General features: G+C 60.1%; 10 protein-coding genes. 4 read left to right on the plus strand and 6 right to left on the minus strand.

Annotation, left to right across the window (positions count from 1 at the left end; genetic code table 11):
* Positions 1–3: 3 nt before the first annotated feature.
* Both PLH32_04785 and PLH32_04790 read left to right on the plus strand, forming a co-directional pair.
* Positions 4–1,845, plus strand: a complete 1,842-nt coding sequence (locus tag PLH32_04785; GenBank protein HQJ63910.1) for a TonB-dependent receptor — start codon at positions 4–6, stop codon at positions 1,843–1,845.
* 60 nt (positions 1,846–1,905) lie between these two features.
* Positions 1,906–2,514 (plus strand): class I SAM-dependent methyltransferase, encoded by a 609-nt coding sequence (locus PLH32_04790; protein ID HQJ63911.1) that lies wholly within the window; start codon positions 1,906–1,908, stop codon positions 2,512–2,514.
* Between the two features lie 87 nt (positions 2,515–2,601).
* Here the strand turns inward: PLH32_04790 and PLH32_04795 are convergent, their stop codons facing one another.
* Together PLH32_04795 and PLH32_04800 are read right to left on the minus strand one after the other, a co-directional pair.
* Entirely contained in the window at positions 2,602–4,767 is a 2,166-nt protein-coding gene (locus PLH32_04795; protein ID HQJ63912.1) for an SdrD B-like domain-containing protein, read from the minus strand.
* Positions 4,768–4,917: 150 nt separating this feature from the next.
* Positions 4,918–6,375 carry an SdrD B-like domain-containing protein gene (locus PLH32_04800; protein ID HQJ63913.1) on the minus strand — a complete coding sequence of 486 codons (1,458 nt, stop codon included), beginning with the start codon at positions 6,373–6,375 and terminating at the stop codon, positions 4,918–4,920.
* 331 nt (positions 6,376–6,706) lie between these two features.
* On the opposite strand from PLH32_04800, the gene PLH32_04805 reads away from it, so the two are divergent.
* Positions 6,707–9,145, plus strand: coding sequence for a beta-propeller fold lactonase family protein (locus PLH32_04805; protein ID HQJ63914.1), 2,439 nt, complete (start codon positions 6,707–6,709; stop codon positions 9,143–9,145).
* A gap of 87 nt (positions 9,146–9,232) precedes the next feature.
* On the opposite strand, the gene pruA is transcribed toward PLH32_04805, so the two are convergent.
* The 3 genes from pruA to PLH32_04820 form a co-directional block, all read right to left on the minus strand.
* The gene (gene pruA, locus PLH32_04810; GenBank protein HQJ63915.1) at positions 9,233–10,783 is read right to left on the minus strand and encodes an L-glutamate gamma-semialdehyde dehydrogenase; all 1,551 of its coding nucleotides are present in this window, start codon (positions 10,781–10,783) and stop codon (positions 9,233–9,235) included.
* Between the two features lie 188 nt (positions 10,784–10,971).
* Positions 10,972–12,024 carry a hypothetical protein gene (locus tag PLH32_04815; GenBank protein ID HQJ63916.1) on the minus strand — a complete coding sequence of 351 codons (1,053 nt, stop codon included), beginning with the start codon at positions 12,022–12,024 and terminating at the stop codon, positions 10,972–10,974.
* Positions 12,025–12,045: 21 nt separating this feature from the next.
* On the minus strand, positions 12,046–13,161 hold the full coding sequence (locus tag PLH32_04820) for an aminopeptidase (protein HQJ63917.1): 1,116 nt from the start codon (positions 13,159–13,161) through the stop codon (positions 12,046–12,048).
* A 207-nt stretch (positions 13,162–13,368) separates the two neighbouring features.
* On the opposite strand from PLH32_04820, the gene PLH32_04825 reads away from it, so the two are divergent.
* On the plus strand, positions 13,369–14,979 hold the full coding sequence (locus tag PLH32_04825; GenBank protein HQJ63918.1) for a mucoidy inhibitor MuiA family protein: 1,611 nt from the start codon (positions 13,369–13,371) through the stop codon (positions 14,977–14,979).
* 79 nt (positions 14,980–15,058) lie between these two features.
* On the opposite strand, the gene PLH32_04830 is transcribed toward PLH32_04825, so the two are convergent.
* A complete protein-coding gene (locus PLH32_04830; GenBank protein HQJ63919.1) occupies positions 15,059–16,159 on the minus strand; it encodes a PP2C family protein-serine/threonine phosphatase in 1,101 nt (366 codons plus the stop codon).
* Between the last annotated feature and the right edge of the window lie 73 nt (positions 16,160–16,232).

Below are 16,232 nucleotides of genomic sequence, written 5' to 3' on the forward strand. Positions count from 1 at the left end.
CGCGTGGACACCAAGCGTTTCATCACCCTCGCCGTCACGGCCCTGATATTGAGCTGGTGGGCTGCAGCAAATGCAGCCGGTGAGATCCCGCCGGATTCGATCCGCTATCACCTCGATCCGGTGGTGGTCACAGCCGCCAAGATCGATGAATCGCAGCGCGAGATCGCTGCGAGCATCACCGTCCTCGAGCAAGCCAGCCTGGCCGCCTCGCCTTCCGGCACCCTGCTCGGCGCCATCCAGCAGCGTGTCCCCGGCCTGTTCATCACCGAGCGCGCGGTCATGGGGTATGGCGTCTCGGGAGGCGCCGGAGCCTTCTCCATTCGCGGTGTCGGCGGCAGCCCGGTGACCGGTGTGCTCGTCCTGCGTGACGGCCGGCCGGATATGATGGGGCTCTTCGGCCATCCCCTGCCCGACTCGTACGACGCCCTGGGGATCGAGCGGGTGGAGGTGCTCCGCGGCTCCGCTTCGTTCCTTTATGGCACCAACGCCATGGGGGGCGTCATCAACCTGATCAGCCGGCGCCGGCATGAACCGGGCTTCGAGACCTCCACCCGGGCGGCGCTCGGAAGCTTCGCAACCCGCTCCTTCGCCTTCACCCACGGCGGCATGACCGGACCCTGGGACTATTACCTGACCGCTTCCACAGACCGGACCGATGGCCACCGTGCTCACTCCGGCTATCAAGGCGTTCATTATACCCTGCATTCCGGCTATCACCTCCGGACGGGCATGCGCCTGGAACTGAACGCCAACCTCGCCAATGTCGATCTCAGCGACCCCGGCCCGCTAACAGCCGCCACGGCCGAGCAGTGGTACGATCTGCGCCGCCGCGGCGGCGATTTGACCTTCATCGATGACAACCGGCTGGGGGAGCTGCAAGTCAAACTGCATGCCAACTTCGGACAGCACCGCGTCTATGATGGCTTCCGCTCGGACGATTATACCCGCGGCCTGATGCTTTTTCAGTCCAGCAGCCCCTGGCGTGGCGTCACCGCCACCGTGGGATTCGACTGGAAACAATACGGCGGCAGCGCCAGGAATACCGCTACCGGGATGGATTTCGGCAGCCATGCGGTCCACGAGACAGCACCCTATCTGCACCTCCAGCAACTGCTCTTTCGGCATCTCATTATTTCGGCTGGCCTCCGCGCCGAAACCCACAGCCTCTATGGCACCAAAACGCTGCCCAAAGTGGGTGTGGTCCTCAATCCTACGGAACAGCTGACGCTCCGCTTCTCCGCTGCAGAGGGATTTCGCAGCCCCAGCTTGCGCGAACTCTTTCTTTTTCCGGCGCCGACCCCCAATCTTCTCCCCGAATCGATGTGGAATTATGAGATGGCGCTCGCCTGGATGGCCGGAGGAATCGTACGGCTGGAGGGCGTCCTTTTCCGCAGCGAGGGTGACAACATGATCCGCGTTCACGGAAGGTGGCCCAAATTGAGCCTCAGCAACAGCGGGTCTTTTACCCATTCCGGCTATGAGATCAGCGCGAGCTGGCTCCCCTTTGCAGACTGCGAGGTCACGGCCGCCTGGAGCAAACTCGATCCCGATGATCAGACCATGTATAGCCCCGGCAAAAAGCTCAGTCTGGGGTTCGATGTGCCCTTCAAACGGCTGCGCCTCACCTTGGCGACCCAGCACATCCGCGGTCTGCATGGGGCTGATTACTACGCCGAGCCATTGGCGGACTATACCGTGGTGGATGCCGCGCTGCAACTGCGGTTTTCCCACTGGGCGGGCGTCAGGCTGATGCTGAAGAATGCCCTTGACGCCAGCTACCAGACGATGACCGGATATCCGATGCCGGGGCGCCATGCCCTGGTCGAGTGGAAAGGCACTTTTTAACGGAGAGAGGGCCGGGCGTGTTCTCCGCCGCGCACGGACCAGAGAGAAAAGAGTAAACGGATGTCGCGCCAGCATCGCCTCTATTTCAATAAAAAGGCAGCGGAGTGGCCCCGGCCGGGTTTCGACGATGATCAGCTGCGGCTGGGATTGGCCCGGCTGATTTTTCGCCCGGGGGAGTGGATTCTGGATTTGGGCGCCGGAAAGGGCCGGCTGTCAGCGGCGTTGCGCAGTCTGATCGGCCCTGGGGGAAGGATCATCGCCCTCGACTGCGCAGAAAGGATGCTCGCCGCCGCAGCAGACCGGCTCGAGACCACCGGGGGATGGCCGCTCTGCTGCGACGCCGCTTACATCTCCTGCCGCGATGCCAGCTTTGACAAGGTGATTTGCTACGGAAGCTGGCCCCATTTTCTCCAGCCCGACCGGGTCATCCGGGAGGTACAGCGGGTGCTCCGGCCCGGGGGCGAGTTGCTCATCTGGCACAGCTGTTGCAGCCGCGAACTCAACCGGTTCCATGCCCGCCTGGATGGCGTCGTGGTTCACGATGTGCTGCCTTGTGCCACCGAACTGGCGGGGATGCTGAGCGCCCGCGGTTTCACCCTCGTCGCTGAGGAGGAAAAGCCGCATTATTTTTGGGTGCAGGCGCTCAAGCCGTTGACGGAACCCCTCTGATCCACGCTACGGCCCGCCATTTTGCCAGCCCTTACAGCTGTAAGCGTCTGCACAGAATCCCCCGGGAGAAAAGGCCCGCTGCCGGGTTCAGCGGACATACTGCAGCTTGCGGGTGGCGCGGAACTGGTCCACCTGCATCGTGCACAGATAAACGCCGGCCGGAAGCGTTGTCCCATTTTCATCCCGGCCATCCCATGTCAGACGATACACTCCCGCTTCATGCATTTCATCCGCAAGCACCCGAACCGCCTGACCCAGCAGATTATGGATCATGATCCGGACCGTTCCTCTCTCTTTCATCGCGAAAGAGATCACGGTCGAGCTGTTGAAGGGGTTGGGATAGTTCTGCTCCAGCTTGAATTCGCCCGGCGCGGCCGTCACGGTTACGGAGATGGCGCCATGCAGGGTCTCCACACCGGCATAGTCGACATCCGATATCCTGTAATAGTAGGTGCCATCTCCTGAGGGGACCGTATCGCTATAGCGGTAGGTGTGCACGGATTGACTGCTGCCCGCGCCGGGGATAAGCGTCCGCGTGATCCGCTCGTACTCCCCGGAGGCGGCTGTGCTGCGGTAGAGATGGAAGCCCATGTTGTCGGTTTCGCTCTCGGTTTTCCAGGTCAGTTCGACCAGGCTGCCGCGCGCCACCGCGGTGAAATTGCTCATCTCCACCGGGGTCTCGAAATTGTTGTAGCCCAGATCGACGTCCTGATGGGACTCGCCAAGGTCGGTGATCGAGAGCCATTCGCCCTGGACGGTGGTCGTCGCGTCCCAACCTTCGGGCAGGAAAGCAGCATCAGGCCGGACCTGATAGGTGCCGATGGGCAGGAAGAGAAATTGGTAACTCCCGTCGGCGCCGCTGGTATCCGAAGCCATCCGGGTCTGGGCCGGCCCGTAGAGGTCGATCTTCATGCCGGGCATCCCGGGTTCGCCCGCGTCGCGATGGCCGTCGTGATTGACGTCCTGCCAGATCCGGCCGGTGATCGTACCCGAGACCAGCAGCTGATCGATGTCGATCGCCGGCGCGCTATAGCAGGGCTGGAAGAGCAGATCCTCTGCCGACCCCATGGCGGTAGCGGCAACCGGGCTGGTGGTCTCACTGCTGAGAAAGAGTGTAAAGGTTACCGTGCGCTCTGCGCCCGGCGGCAGCAACGGGGTGGTGAAAAGCCACTTCTGCGGCGATGGTGTGCTGCCTGCCCCGGGGTCCGTCACCACCAGCCCGGGGGAGAGCACCACCGCAAGGCTGCATGCCTGGGCCGGTGCCGTGCCGGTGTTGCGCAGGGTGGCGGTATAGGTGACGAGTTCGCCCTTGCGTGCCTGGATGCGGCCATTGGAAAGGGTGGCGGTCAGCTTCGGGCTGGTCTCAATTCCGCCCATCAGCAGGGGGTAGGGGGTGTAGAGTGTGAACTGGTTGTTGACATCCGCCGTGAGGTGAATGGTCCACCAGCCGGCGGCGGGAGCCGAGATGATATCGCCCCCCGGCGGCGGCAAGGATGCACTGGAGCTGTTGTTCCAGGTTACGTCATTGGAGAGGGTGCCCGTAAGGCTGTCACCGGCAGGGGAGGTGTACCAGATCGAACGGTTCGAATCCATCCCAAAATTGGCCAGACAGATCGCGGCGGCATCGGGCGGCACATGGAACTTGAGGGCGGCGGCTGTGGTCGATACCATTTGCAGAGAGCTCTTGCCGATGGCCAGGTTCATCTCGTCCCCGCTGTTCGCCATGCCATCCGGATCACTTTCCACGATTTTCAGACGGTAGGTGTTTTCATCGTCTCCCGCTGTCGTGACGAGAATCCGGTAGATTCCATGGCCGTATTGCCCGGCGGTGAACTGGACAAAGCTGGACCAGAGATTCGAGGTGGCGGCAGCCGGCGCAAAGGTCCGGTCCGCAATGACCGTTAGGCCATCGGGTGCGAGAAGTTCGAATCGTGTCGCATCCCAGGACAAGCCTTTGCGCTCATCCAGTTCGCCATTCGTCTGAAAGCATTCCGGATCGAAGAGTTCCAACCGGATGACAAACGCGTCCGGCACACCATAGGGGACGTAGAGGTAGTAGCAATGGGGCTGATTTCCGCCGGCACTGTTGCTCCACCAGTCACCATGACTGAGGGGTGCCTGGGGACCGTTGGTCTGTACGACGGCGGACGCGGTCAGCGGCGGCAGGACCACCTCCCCGGCAAGCGCCTTTCCGGCAAAGCTGGCCAGAACGAGCCCGATGAAAAGAGAGAATGGAGTGGATAAGCGGTTCATGTTTGCCTCCTGATTCGCCGGAGGAGTCAACTTCCGGCGGGCCGCTGCATCGTGGAGGTCAAGGGCGAAGGTGTCTGGTGATGCAGCCGTATGATACATTCGTTGCGTGTGCACCAGACCGCTGCCATCAGCACAGTGGTCTGGGTGGACTTATTTGACCAGGTTCATAATGCGTTTCTCGGTCTGATCTCCGGCGCGCAGCAGGTAGAGATAGACTCCGCTCGCCACGGGTAGATCATAGCCATCGGTACCATCCCAGCGCACCTCATGTTCGCCGGCGGACCACTCCTGATCGCAGAGCTGTTTGACGATCTGACCCAGCCGGTTGTAAATCGTCAAATTTGCCTTTCCAGCCTCGTGCATCCGGAATCGAATCCGGGTTTCGCTGTTGAAAGGATTGGGATAGTTTTGCGACAGCTCAAATTGAGCCGGCCGGGCGGCGGTGACGGCGATGGGTCCGTGCCAGGCTACCTTGCCGCTGTAGTCGATATCCTGAAGCTTGTAGAAATAGGTGGCGCCCTTGGTGACGTCGGTGTCGAGGAATTCGTACCGGTGCTCCGAGGAGGTCGTTCCTGCCCCCTCGATCAGTTCAGACGTGACCTTGACGTAGTGTCCCTGCTCGGAATCGGCGCGCCAGAGTTGGAACCCGTAATTTTCGGTCTCAGATGCGGTGATCCAGTGCAGCAGGATCCCGCGGTTGTCGAAACGGGCGAGAAATTCTGTCAGCTCAACCGGAACGCTGTTATGGAAAAAATAGGTATGGCAGTTGTCGCCGAGGTCGGGGTCTTCCGTCGTGGTGGTCAGGCAGATCTCGCCGGTGGCGTCGCCCTCATGGACGACCGCCACCTGCAGGGTAATCCGGTACTCTGCGCCCGTCACCAGAGAGGGTAGCGCCCAGCGCAGGGGATTGGCGGCCGTGTTTTCCGGTGCCGGATTCGAGGTCTGCAGTTCCAGGGCGGGATCCAACTGCATCGTCAGGATCGGCGATATCGAAGGATCAGGACCGTTGTTGGTCACATCGATGGTGAATTCGATGTATTGCCCGATCTGGGCCGAGTCGGCACTGGTGGCGACATTTAGGAACAGATTGGCGGCGGGTTGTCGCTCGGGCACCAGCGGCGTGGTCATGTAGCCGGCATTCCACCCCAAAGCGTTGGCATGGTCGGCCAATGTGAAGAGGGGTGTCTGGCCGCTGCTCGTATCGGCATCCGAATCGACGAAATCATTCAGACCCCGATTCGGCGGGCTGAAGTACATGGTCTGGACTTTCTCGAAGCGCAGGTAGAATTCACCCGGGAGCAAATCGCCCGATACCAGGATAAGAAACGAGCCGTCACTCTGCGTGCGCAAGGCGGTCAGGGATTCATAGGTGCCGCCGCTGAGGCGGTGAAACAACTCGACACGAACACCCGAAAAACCGCGCTCCCCGGCACCCTGGATGCCGTCCTTGTTCAGATCCATCCAGGCATAGCCGCTGATGGAAGCCTGCCCGAAGCTCCTGCCGCTGAAGAGAATCAAAAAGAGAATAATCAGCAGGCAGAACCACCACAGCCGGACCACCTCGGTGCTCCAGGTGCGCGATTCAAATTCGCTCGAATTCTTTTTCACTACAGTTCTCCTCGACATGCTTATGTCCCATTCATGCCCCATTGAATATCCCTGTCATGGAGAGGCGGCGCCACAGAAACCGATCGCGAACGGGGTGCACAGGATATTTCAACTTCTTGTTATTAAATAATATATTTAACAAATTGCATCGCCGGTGTGAAGTGAATTCATACCCGCTCAGTCAAATTGTGTGCCAATCCCCATTTTTTTTGTGCAACCGCCAAGGTAATCCTTGTTTTTTTAACCGGAGTTTGATATAATGGTCCGTCCGGGCGAGCCGTTTCGGGAAGAGCATGCGGCTTACGGCTTTAACCATCTAAGGATTACCTTCATGAAAAAATTCACTGTGCCGTGCACCCACTTTGCTGCCGTGTTTGTTCTGCTGCTTCTGTGCCCTGACTTGCAGGCGCAGAGCTCGCAGACGATCGAAAAGGGCCGGATCACCCTGCCCAATGGTTGGAAACTGACACCAGTGGGCCGACTGGTATCCCTGGGCGACCTGCCCTTGAACATCGTGCTTTCTCCCTCCAAAAGGCTGCTGGCCGTCGCCAACAATGGCCAGAGCGATCAATCCATCCAGCTCTTTGACCGCAACAAAAATATCATGACCGATTCGGTGGCTATCGCCAAGTCCTGGGTGGGTCTGGCCTTCTCGGAGGACGAAAAATATCTCTATGCCTCCGGAGGCAACGACAACTGGATCCTCAAATATGCCGTTGTCAAGGGCAAATTATCCGCGGTTGATACCCTGATTATCGGCAAACCCTGGCCCGAGCTCATCTCGGTAGCGGGCATCGCCCTCGATACCCCACGCCATCTCCTCTATGCCGTGACCCGGGAGAACAATTCGCTCTATACCCTGGATACAGAGAGCGGGCAGGTCGTGGCCCGTTTCCCTCTTGGCAGCGAGGCCTATACCTGCCTCCTCGCGCCGGACGGCTCCATGCTCTATATTTCCTGCTGGGGCGCCAATAGGGTCATCCTCTTCGACACCCGGCGGCAGCAGCTGGCCGGCTCGATCCCTGTGGGGGATAATCCGAACGAGCTCTGTCTCAGTAGCAAGGGGGAGTGGCTCTTTGTCGCCAACGCCAATGACAACAGCGTCTCGGTCATTGACACCCGGGCCCGCAAGGTGATCGAGACTCTTAACACTGCGCTGTTCCCTGACGCTCCGAGCGGCTCCACGGCCAACAGCCTCGCTCTCAGCGAGGACGGCGGGACCCTCTATGTCGCCAACGCCGATAACAATTGCCTTGCCGTCTTTAACATCGAGGAACCCGGCGCCAGCGTCAGCCGCGGTTTCATCCCGACGGGCTGGTATCCCACCTGCGTGCGCGTAGCGGATCATCGGATTTATGTCGCCAATGGTAAGGGCCTTGCTTCGGCGGCCAATCCCTACGGCCCCAATCCGGCCAGAAACCGCAGCGAGGTGGGCTATCAACAGGGGAGCCAGCAGAAGGAGCAGTACATTGGCGGCCTCTTTCGCGGCGTTTTGGCCATCATCGACGAGCCAGATGCCGCTCAGCTCGGTGTTTACTCCCGGGCGGTTTATGCCAATACTCCTTACACCAAGGCCGGAGAAACCCTGAGCGAGGGCGAATCGGGCAATCCGATACCGATGCGCATCGGCGACCCCTCGCCGATCCGGTATGTCTTCTATGTCATCAAGGAAAACCGCACCTATGACCAGGTGCTGGGCGATCTGCCTCAAGGCAATGGCGATACAACCCTGGTCCTTTTCGGCGACAAGATCTCGCCCAACCATCATGCTCTGGCGCGCGAGTTTGTCCTCCTGGACAATTTCTATGCCAATGGCGAGGTGAGCGCCGACGGCCACAACTGGAGCCTCGGGGCCTACGCCACCGACTATCTGGAAAAGACCTGGCCGACCAGCTATGGCGGCCGAGGCGGGTTTTATACCGCGGAGGGGAAACGCGAGATCGCCAACCCCCGCGACGGCTTCCTTTGGGACTTCTGCAAACGCTATGGCGTCAGTTATCGCACCTACGGGGAGTTTGCGGATAATTACAAACCCAACATCCCGGTGCTGAAAGACCACTTTTGCCGCTATTTCACCGGCTGGGACCAGACGGTGCGCGATACCACCCGGTTTTATCAGTGGAAGCGGGATTTCGACAGCCTCTATGCCGCCGACGCCGTGCCGCAGTTGAATACCATTCGCTTCATCAATGACCATACGGAGGGATTGGTGGTCGGCCGGCCGACGCCTTTTGCGCATATGGCCGACAACGACCTGGCGGTCGGCCTCTTCATTGACTATCTCAGTCATCATCCAATCTGGAACCAGACCGCTGTCTTCATCGTAGAGGATGACGCGCAGAACGGCCCCGACCATGTCGACGCCCACCGCTCGGTGGCCTTGCTGGCGGGCGGCTTCGTCAAGAGCGGCCTCGTTGATCATACCATCTATTCCACCGCCTCGATGCTGCGCACCATCGAGTTGATCCTCGGACTGCCGCCAATGAGCCAGTACGATGCGGCCGCTACCCCCATGTGGCGCTGCTTTGCACAGACCGCCGGCCATGCGCCCTATCACGCTCGGCCGATCACGGTTGACCTCAATGACCGGAATATCAAGGTGAGCAAATGGTCGGAACTGAGTGTAAAATTCGATTGGTCGAAAGAAGACCGCTGCCCGGACGGCCTCTTCAACGAGGTGATCTGGCGGGCGGTAAAGGGGTTGGAGCGGCCCTGCCCGCCGCCGGTGCATGCGGCCTTTTTCCTGCCGGCCGGTGAGGAGGAAGAGTAAAAAAAAGTCCGTGACGTATAGTCACGGACTTTTTTTACCATGGGATGGTGTCTGCCTGGATGTAAAGACCAGGCGAGTAACGGAATTTCAGATCAGCCGTTCGGAGACCGACTTGGCCTGCATGAACAAGCCTAGATAGTCCATGCCGCCGGCCTTGGAGTCGGTGCCGGACATGTTGAAGCCGCCAAAGGGATGGGCGCCGACCATGGCGCCGGTGCACTTGCGGTTGATGTAGAGGTTGCCGACGTGGAATTTTTTCTTGGCTTCTTCGATCTGATAGCGGTCGCGGGTCCAGACCGCGCCGGTGAGACCGAATTCGGTGCTGTTGGCGATGTGGATAGCCTCTGCGAAATTCTTCGCCTTGATCACCGCCAGCACCGGCCCGAAGATCTCCTCCTGGTCCAGGGGCGTGCCCGGCTGAATATCGGCGAAGATCGTCGGCTGGATGTAGTAGCCGTCGCCAGGGGCCTTGGCCCCGCCGCAGATGAGGCGGCCGTCCTTCTTGCCGATCTCGATATAGCCGAGGATCTTTTCCTCCGAGGTCTTGTTCGCGACGGGACCCATGTAGGTGGCGGGATCCTCGGGGGGGCCGACCGTCAGCTTTTTAACTCGTTCGCTGAGCAGGGCGATGATCTGGTCATAGACTTCCTCGACCACGATGGCGCGGGAGCAGGCCGAACATTTCTGCCCCTGAAAGCCGAAGGCCGAAGCGGCAATGGCGGTGGCCGCCTCTTCCAGGTCGGCATCGGCAGCGACGACGATGGTGTCTTTGCCGCCCATCTCGGCGACGACGCGTTTGACCCAGATCTGGCCCGGGGAAACCTGGGCGGCGAGGTTGATGATGCGCAGGCCGACTTCTTTGGAGCCGGTGAAAGAGATGAAGCGGGTCTTGGGATGGGTGACAATATAGTCGCCGATCTCGCCGCCGCTGCCGGGGATGAAGTTGAGCACGCCGGCCGGCAGCCCCACTTCCTGCATGATTTCGACGAGCAGATAGCCGATACAGGGGGTGTCTGAAGCGGGCTTGAGCAGCACGGTATTGCCGGTGACGATGGCCGCGGCGGTCATGCCGGTGAGGATGGCCATCGGGAAATTCCAGGGCGGGATGATGGCGCCGACGCCGAGAGGGATATAGTTCAGTTCGGGGAACTCGTTGGGAAAGGGGGTGGCACCCTTGACCTCACTCCAGCGCAGGGCTTCACGAGCGTAGAATTCGAGGAAATCGATCGCTTCGGAGGTGTCGGCATCGGCCTCGGGCCAGCTTTTGCCGATCTCGGTGATCATCCAGGCGTTGACCTCGAGTTTGCGCCGGCGCATCACCGCCGCCGCCTTGAGCAGAACGATGGCTCGCTCCTTGGGGGCGACCCAGCGCCATTTTTCGAAGGCTTCCAGGGCGGCCTTCATGGCGAGATCGACCTCGGCTTGTCCGGCCTTGTGAAAGGTCCCCACCACCTGGTTGGTGTGGGAGGGATTCATGGACTTGAAGGTCTTGCCGGTGGTCACGTCCTTGCCGCCGATATACAGCGGATATTCGCGGCCGGACTGGCCAGTGACCCGCTTCAGGGCCTCTTCCTGTTTTTGTCGGTTTTCCGGCTTGCTGAAATCGGTGAAAGATTCATTGCGGAACGGGGAAAGCATAAGGCTCCTCCTGGGGATGGGGTCCGACGGGCGCGGTGAAAAGGAAGGGCCGCGCCGCACGATTTCACGCCTTATTTTAGCGGATTAAAGGCTGAAAGTCAAGGCAATTCTGGCAGACTCCGGGGTGGGAGCGAGAGGGGGAGGGTGGCAAGAAGACGAGGCGGGAGCGAGTGAGTGGGAGCGAGGCCTCACAGATTGAGCAGGCGGATGCGCTCCATATCGACATAGAAGGAGTGGAACGCGACCTGAATCAGCGCGGCCAGGAGTTCCTCCTCGATATTTTGCACCATCTGCTGCAGCATCCGGTCTTCATCGTCGGCGATGGCATAGAGCAGCATCAGCCCCATGGCGGGGCGCAGCGGCAGGAGGGGGATGAGTTGCTGAAGGGCGCTCGCCGCGATCCGGTCCCCTTCGAGGCCCAGATCCCCGGCAAATTGACGGAGATGTTCGAGCTGCATGGCCATGATCAGCCGCGCCACTTCAGACCATTGGCCCGCTTCGAGGTGCTTCAGGCTCTCCAGGCCAAAACGGGCATCCGTTTCACTCGCGGCGAAGTCCTGGAGGATCTGGCACAGCCGCTCCCTGGCGCCTTCGGGGCTGAGGGTTTCTCCGGGTGCCAGGATGCGGATCAGCGCAGCCGCGCGCTGCTGCCGCCGCTCGGCCCGCGAGGCCGTGTAGAGTTCATAGACAGGCATGTTGATCGAAAACCAGCGATTGCGCGGCTGGAGATTGCCGGTTTGCACCATTTCCTGGGCGTCGAGATACATTTGCTCCAGATCGTGGTACTCGCTGCGTTCCAGGGCGTGTTCAATGACCACCTCGATGGGGGCCTCCTCGTCCCATTCCTCCCCCGACTTGACCAGATGCATCAGCATCGTCAAGCACTCGGTCATGCGACCGCAGCAGTAGGCGCACACCGCCGCCAGCAGCGCTGTCTCCCCCAGAAGATCCGCACGGACGAGCGGAGCAAGGAGGGTGAGGCTCGAGCGCGGCTGGCCGAGGATCAGGGCCGCCTCGGCCCGGGCTGCCGGCGAGAAGAGTTTTTCCTGCTGCAGCAGATAGGAGTAGATTTTTCCGGCCGCGGCATGTTGACGTAATGCCATGTCGCAACGGGCTTGCAGGAGCAGCGCGGGTTCATTCAGACTGTTTTCGGCGACGACAGGGACAAGAAGCTCCACCGCTTTGGCATACTCTTTTCTGGAGATAGCCTGCCGGACTGCAGCAAGGGGATCGTCGGTCATTTTACATCCTGCGATAGGGATCTACAGCAAGTTTTCAGGATTCAGGCCCTGCAATTCCGGCGGCACGAAGCGGCCATCGCGGCGCACCAGCTGGCCGTCGAACCAGATCGCGCCGCCACCGAATTCGGGGTTTTGAATGCAAACCATATCCCAGTGAATCTGAGAGGAATTGCCATTGGGCGTATTGTCGAGGCAACTGCCCGGTGTCAAATGGAACGAACCGGCAATCTTTTCATCGAAGAGGGTGTCGAGCAGCGGCCGGGTGATATGAGGATTAACCCCCAGGGCAAATTCGCCGATATAGCGGGCTCCGTCATCGCTATCGAGCACCTGATTGAGGATCGTGCTCTGATTCGAGCGTGCGGCGAGGATGCGCCCTTGACTGAATTCTAGTTCGATGCCTTCATGGACCGTCCCCCGGAAGATGCTGCTGGCGGTGAACCGGACCTGGCCTTCCACGGACTCCCTGAGGGGCGCGGTATAGACTTCGCCATCGGGCAGATTGTACTGGCCGGCGCAGGGAATCACTGCCATCCCCTTAATGGAGAAGGTAAGGTCGGTCCCCGGCCCCTCGATGTGCACCCGATCCGTCGCTTCCATCAGCCGTACCAGTGGCGTCATCGCCGCGGCCATCCGGCCATAGTCGAGTGTGCACACGTCGAAGTAAAAGTCCTCGAAAGCCTCGGTGCTCATCTGTGCCTGCTGCGCCATCGCGGGATGCGGCCAGCGCAGCACCACCCAGCGGGTTTTAGGAATGCGGATGGCCTGGTGCACCGGCTGCCACCAGTGCCGCTGGTAAAGCCGCATCTGCTCCTCCGGCACATCGGCAAGCTCGGCGCTGTTGAGCGTGCCGCGCAGGCCGATATAAGCCTGGACATCCGCCAGTTGCGCCGCCTCATGACGCCCCAGGAGTTCCATCCCTTCACGGCTGCTTTGTCGGTACAACTCTCGCAGCACTGTGCTCTGCCGCAAGGTGACAAGGGGCAGCGCGCCTGCCTGAGCGATTTCACGGAGCAGCGCCGTGATCGCCTCCGCCGGTATGTCGATCGCTTCGAGATAGACCTTTTCGCCGCTCTGCAATCGCAAAGCATGGCGGACGATGATGCGGGCGAGCTTATGGAGGCGTGGATCCAGCATAGGGCGTTCCAGCAAGTTCGGGTTCAAAGATCGATACCGTGGTTAAATATACGCAAATGGCACCCCATTGTCAACATGCGCAGCGGCAATACTGCACTTTGGCCTTGATATTGAGTGCATCGTTTTATACCTTAAGGTAGACCAGACCGGCTCGCCGGCCTGGCCGGGTGGCAGAATGGGGATGCTCATCAATTTACGGAGCCCGTCATGGGAAAAAAGGTAGGATTGCTCCTCCTGCTGGCAGGAAGCTTGTCCGCAGCGGATATAGAAAGCCGTATCGTCCGGGTGACGGTCTACCCGGGCATGGCCCTGGTGGAACGGCAAGCCAGCCCGGTCCTTCAGGCCGGGACCAACCCGCTTGTCCTCAACGGCCTGCCGGCAGCGCTGGTCGATGAATCAGTCCATGCCCGAATCACCTCCGGACAGGGATTGGTCCTCGATGAAGTGAATGTCGAAAAATGGTTCCTCGCCCGCTCCGGAGAGAGCGAGATTCACAAGTTGGAGGAGGCCATCCGCGACCTGGAGCGGCAGATCAGCCAGCAGGAGGGGGAACAAAAGAATCTTGTCACCCGGGAAAAGTTTCTCCAGTCCATTCAAGCCACTACAATCCCTGCCGCGGGCCAGACAGCGGCCGCGATGCGGCCCGATCCCGCCTCCTGGAACAGTACCCTCAGCTATCTCGGCACCGCGCTGCAAAAAATCTATGATGGGATGGTCGAGGTCGAATTCAAAATCCGTGAACTCAAGGCCGACAAAGAGGCCCTCGAAAAGCAGCTAGCCGAACAGCAGTCGGCCAAACCGCGCGAAGAAAAGTCGATCACCTTGAACATCCGGGCTGAAAAACCGGTTACCGGTCAGATCAGCCTCACCTACCTCGTGAACGCCGTGGAGTGGTGGCCGGCCTATGAATTCCGCGCTCTACCCGCCGAACGAAGTCTGGAACTGATCTATTCGGGGATGGTGCGCCAGAAAACCGGAGAGGACTGGGAGGACGTGGAGCTGGTCCTTTCAACCGCCCAGCCGGCCCGGGAAGCCACCGCGCCCGAACCCTCTCCGTGGAATGTACGGATCTGGGAGCCGACGCGGGCCTTTCTCAAGTCCGCCAATGCCGAGATGGAAACCAGTAACCTGAAGGCGGATCTGACCAACGTGGCGGGGGCTGCCGCGGCTCCGTCCCAGGCCAGTGTAGAGGAGCGTTCGACCTCCGTCCTTTTTGCCATTCCCGGGGTGCACCGCGTCGCCAGCGGCGATGAACCTGGCAAGGTGCTGATCGCCCGGAAGAATTTTGCGGCGCAAATGAACTACATTACGCTCCCCAGGCGCTCCCCGTTTGTCTATTTTCAGGGGCGGTTCACCCATGATGCCCTGTATCCCCTCTTGCAAGGCCCTGCGATGATCTATGTCGATGGCGATTATGTCGGCAGGACGACGATCAAACCACTGGCTGCAGGCGAAAGCGTCGATCTCTCCCTTGGAATCGATGAAGGTCTCAAGGTCAAGCGCGAGCTGGTGAAAAAATTCGAGCGCAATACGGGGACGCTGAGCAAGAAGCGTGAGATAGAGTACGATTACCGGATTACGGTTGCGAGTTACAAGAAAGAGGCGGTTGAGGTCAAGGTGGTGGATCATCTACCCCGATCGCAGCAGGATGAAATTGAAGTCAGCGATGTGCGGCTCCTCCCCGAGCCCGCTCTCTGGGATAAGGATCAGCAGCAGCTGACCTGGTCGCTGACGCTGAAGCCCGGTGAAAAGCGGGAACTGAATCTCCACTTCACCATTTCCTATCCGCGGGATGCCCGCGTGACCGGACTCGAATGAGCAGAATGGAGGCGGGTCTGCCTTCTGGCGGGCCCCGGCTTTTTCTCCCGTCCTGAAGTCAGCTTCGCGAGATGCCTTTTTACTGCCGCTGCAGGATGATCATCGTGATGTCATCATGGGTGGGCGCCTCGGCGGCAAAGAACTGCAATCGGCTGATCAGTTTTTCGCCCATCTGTTCCGCGCTGCCCTTGGTCATGGCGGCCAGGCTGGCGCGCAACCGTTCCTCCCCCCAAAAATCTCCCTCCAGATTGCGCGCCTCGACCAGCCCATCGGAGTAGAAAAAGAGCGTTTCACCCGGATTGAGCGTTACGCTGTGAGTGGAATAGAGGGCCTTAGGTTGGATGCCCAGCGCGGGATCCCCTTTCGGCCATTCGGTCACATCATCGCCCCGAATGAGGAGGGGCGGCTGGTGCCCGGCATTGATAAAGCGCACCAGACCCTCCTCTGCCGTGATCTCGAAGTAGATCATCGAAGCGAAGCGGTTGGCCATGGTGTCGCGGATGTAGATGCGGTTCATCTTGCGGCCCAGCTCCGAGGGATCGTTGCACTCCGGCGCGAGTGCGCGCAGGGTGGCCTGGAGCTTGGCCATGAGCAGAGCCGCCCCCAGCCCCTTGTCGGAGATATCCCCGAGTGCAAATCCATGGCGATGGCTGTTGATGGGCAGATAATCGAGGAGATCGCCGCCCACCTCGTTGGCGGGATGATAATAGAGCCAGATCGACCAGCCGGCGATGACCGGCGGTTGATCGGGGATCAGGGCCTTCTGCACGATCCGGCCCGCCTGAAGCTCGCTGCGGGCCAGCATTTTATCCTTGACCTCAAGCATTAGGAGAAAGATCAGGAGGATGATGCCGGAAAGGCTGGTGTCATTACTGGCCTGGATGTTTTGAGAATGCCACTCACACCGGGGGGAGACGGTCAGCAGCAGGGCGATGATCAGCATCAACCGTCGGAAACTGCTCATATGCAGCAGCAAGCTTTTAAGCAGCCATAACGTGGTGGCAAAAAAACGCCACACGCTTCTCATGGCGCGCAACCGACTGCGTTGTTCATCGCTGAGATAGAACTGCTTCAGCTCGGCGTTCTCCCTGCGGATTTGGGACCAATAGCCTCCTTTCCGCAGATCGTCGCGAAGCACCTTGCGCAGGTGCGGGTCGGCTGTCGATTCATGTCCGGTCATGATGTGCTCCCTTTGCGAGAATCCATCTGTTTGTACGCAGAGTGGGCGGAAAAGTAACACCGCAACCAGCCCC

The organism is bacterium (genome assembly GCA_035419245.1).
GTDB lineage: Bacteria > Zhuqueibacterota > Zhuqueibacteria > Residuimicrobiales > Residuimicrobiaceae > JAKPUX01.

Excerpts from the sequence above, each read along its gene's own strand:
- PLH32_04825 (HQJ63918.1), top strand. The coding sequence starts at position 13,369 with ATGGGAAAAAAGGTAGGATTGCTCCTCCTGCTGGCAGGAAGCTTGTCC.
- pruA (HQJ63915.1), bottom strand. The coding sequence starts at position 10,783 with ATGCTTTCCCCGTTCCGCAATGAATCTTTCACCGATTTCAGCAAGCCG.
- PLH32_04815 (HQJ63916.1), bottom strand. The coding sequence starts at position 12,024 with ATGACCGACGATCCCCTTGCTGCAGTCCGGCAGGCTATCTCCAGAAAA.
- PLH32_04830 (HQJ63919.1), bottom strand. The coding sequence starts at position 16,159 with ATGACCGGACATGAATCGACAGCCGACCCGCACCTGCGCAAGGTGCTT.
- PLH32_04805 (HQJ63914.1), top strand. The coding sequence starts at position 6,707 with ATGAAAAAATTCACTGTGCCGTGCACCCACTTTGCTGCCGTGTTTGTT.
- PLH32_04795 (HQJ63912.1), bottom strand. The coding sequence starts at position 4,767 with ATGAACCGCTTATCCACTCCATTCTCTCTTTTCATCGGGCTCGTTCTG.
- PLH32_04820 (HQJ63917.1), bottom strand. The coding sequence starts at position 13,161 with ATGCTGGATCCACGCCTCCATAAGCTCGCCCGCATCATCGTCCGCCAT.
- PLH32_04790 (HQJ63911.1), top strand. The coding sequence starts at position 1,906 with ATGTCGCGCCAGCATCGCCTCTATTTCAATAAAAAGGCAGCGGAGTGG.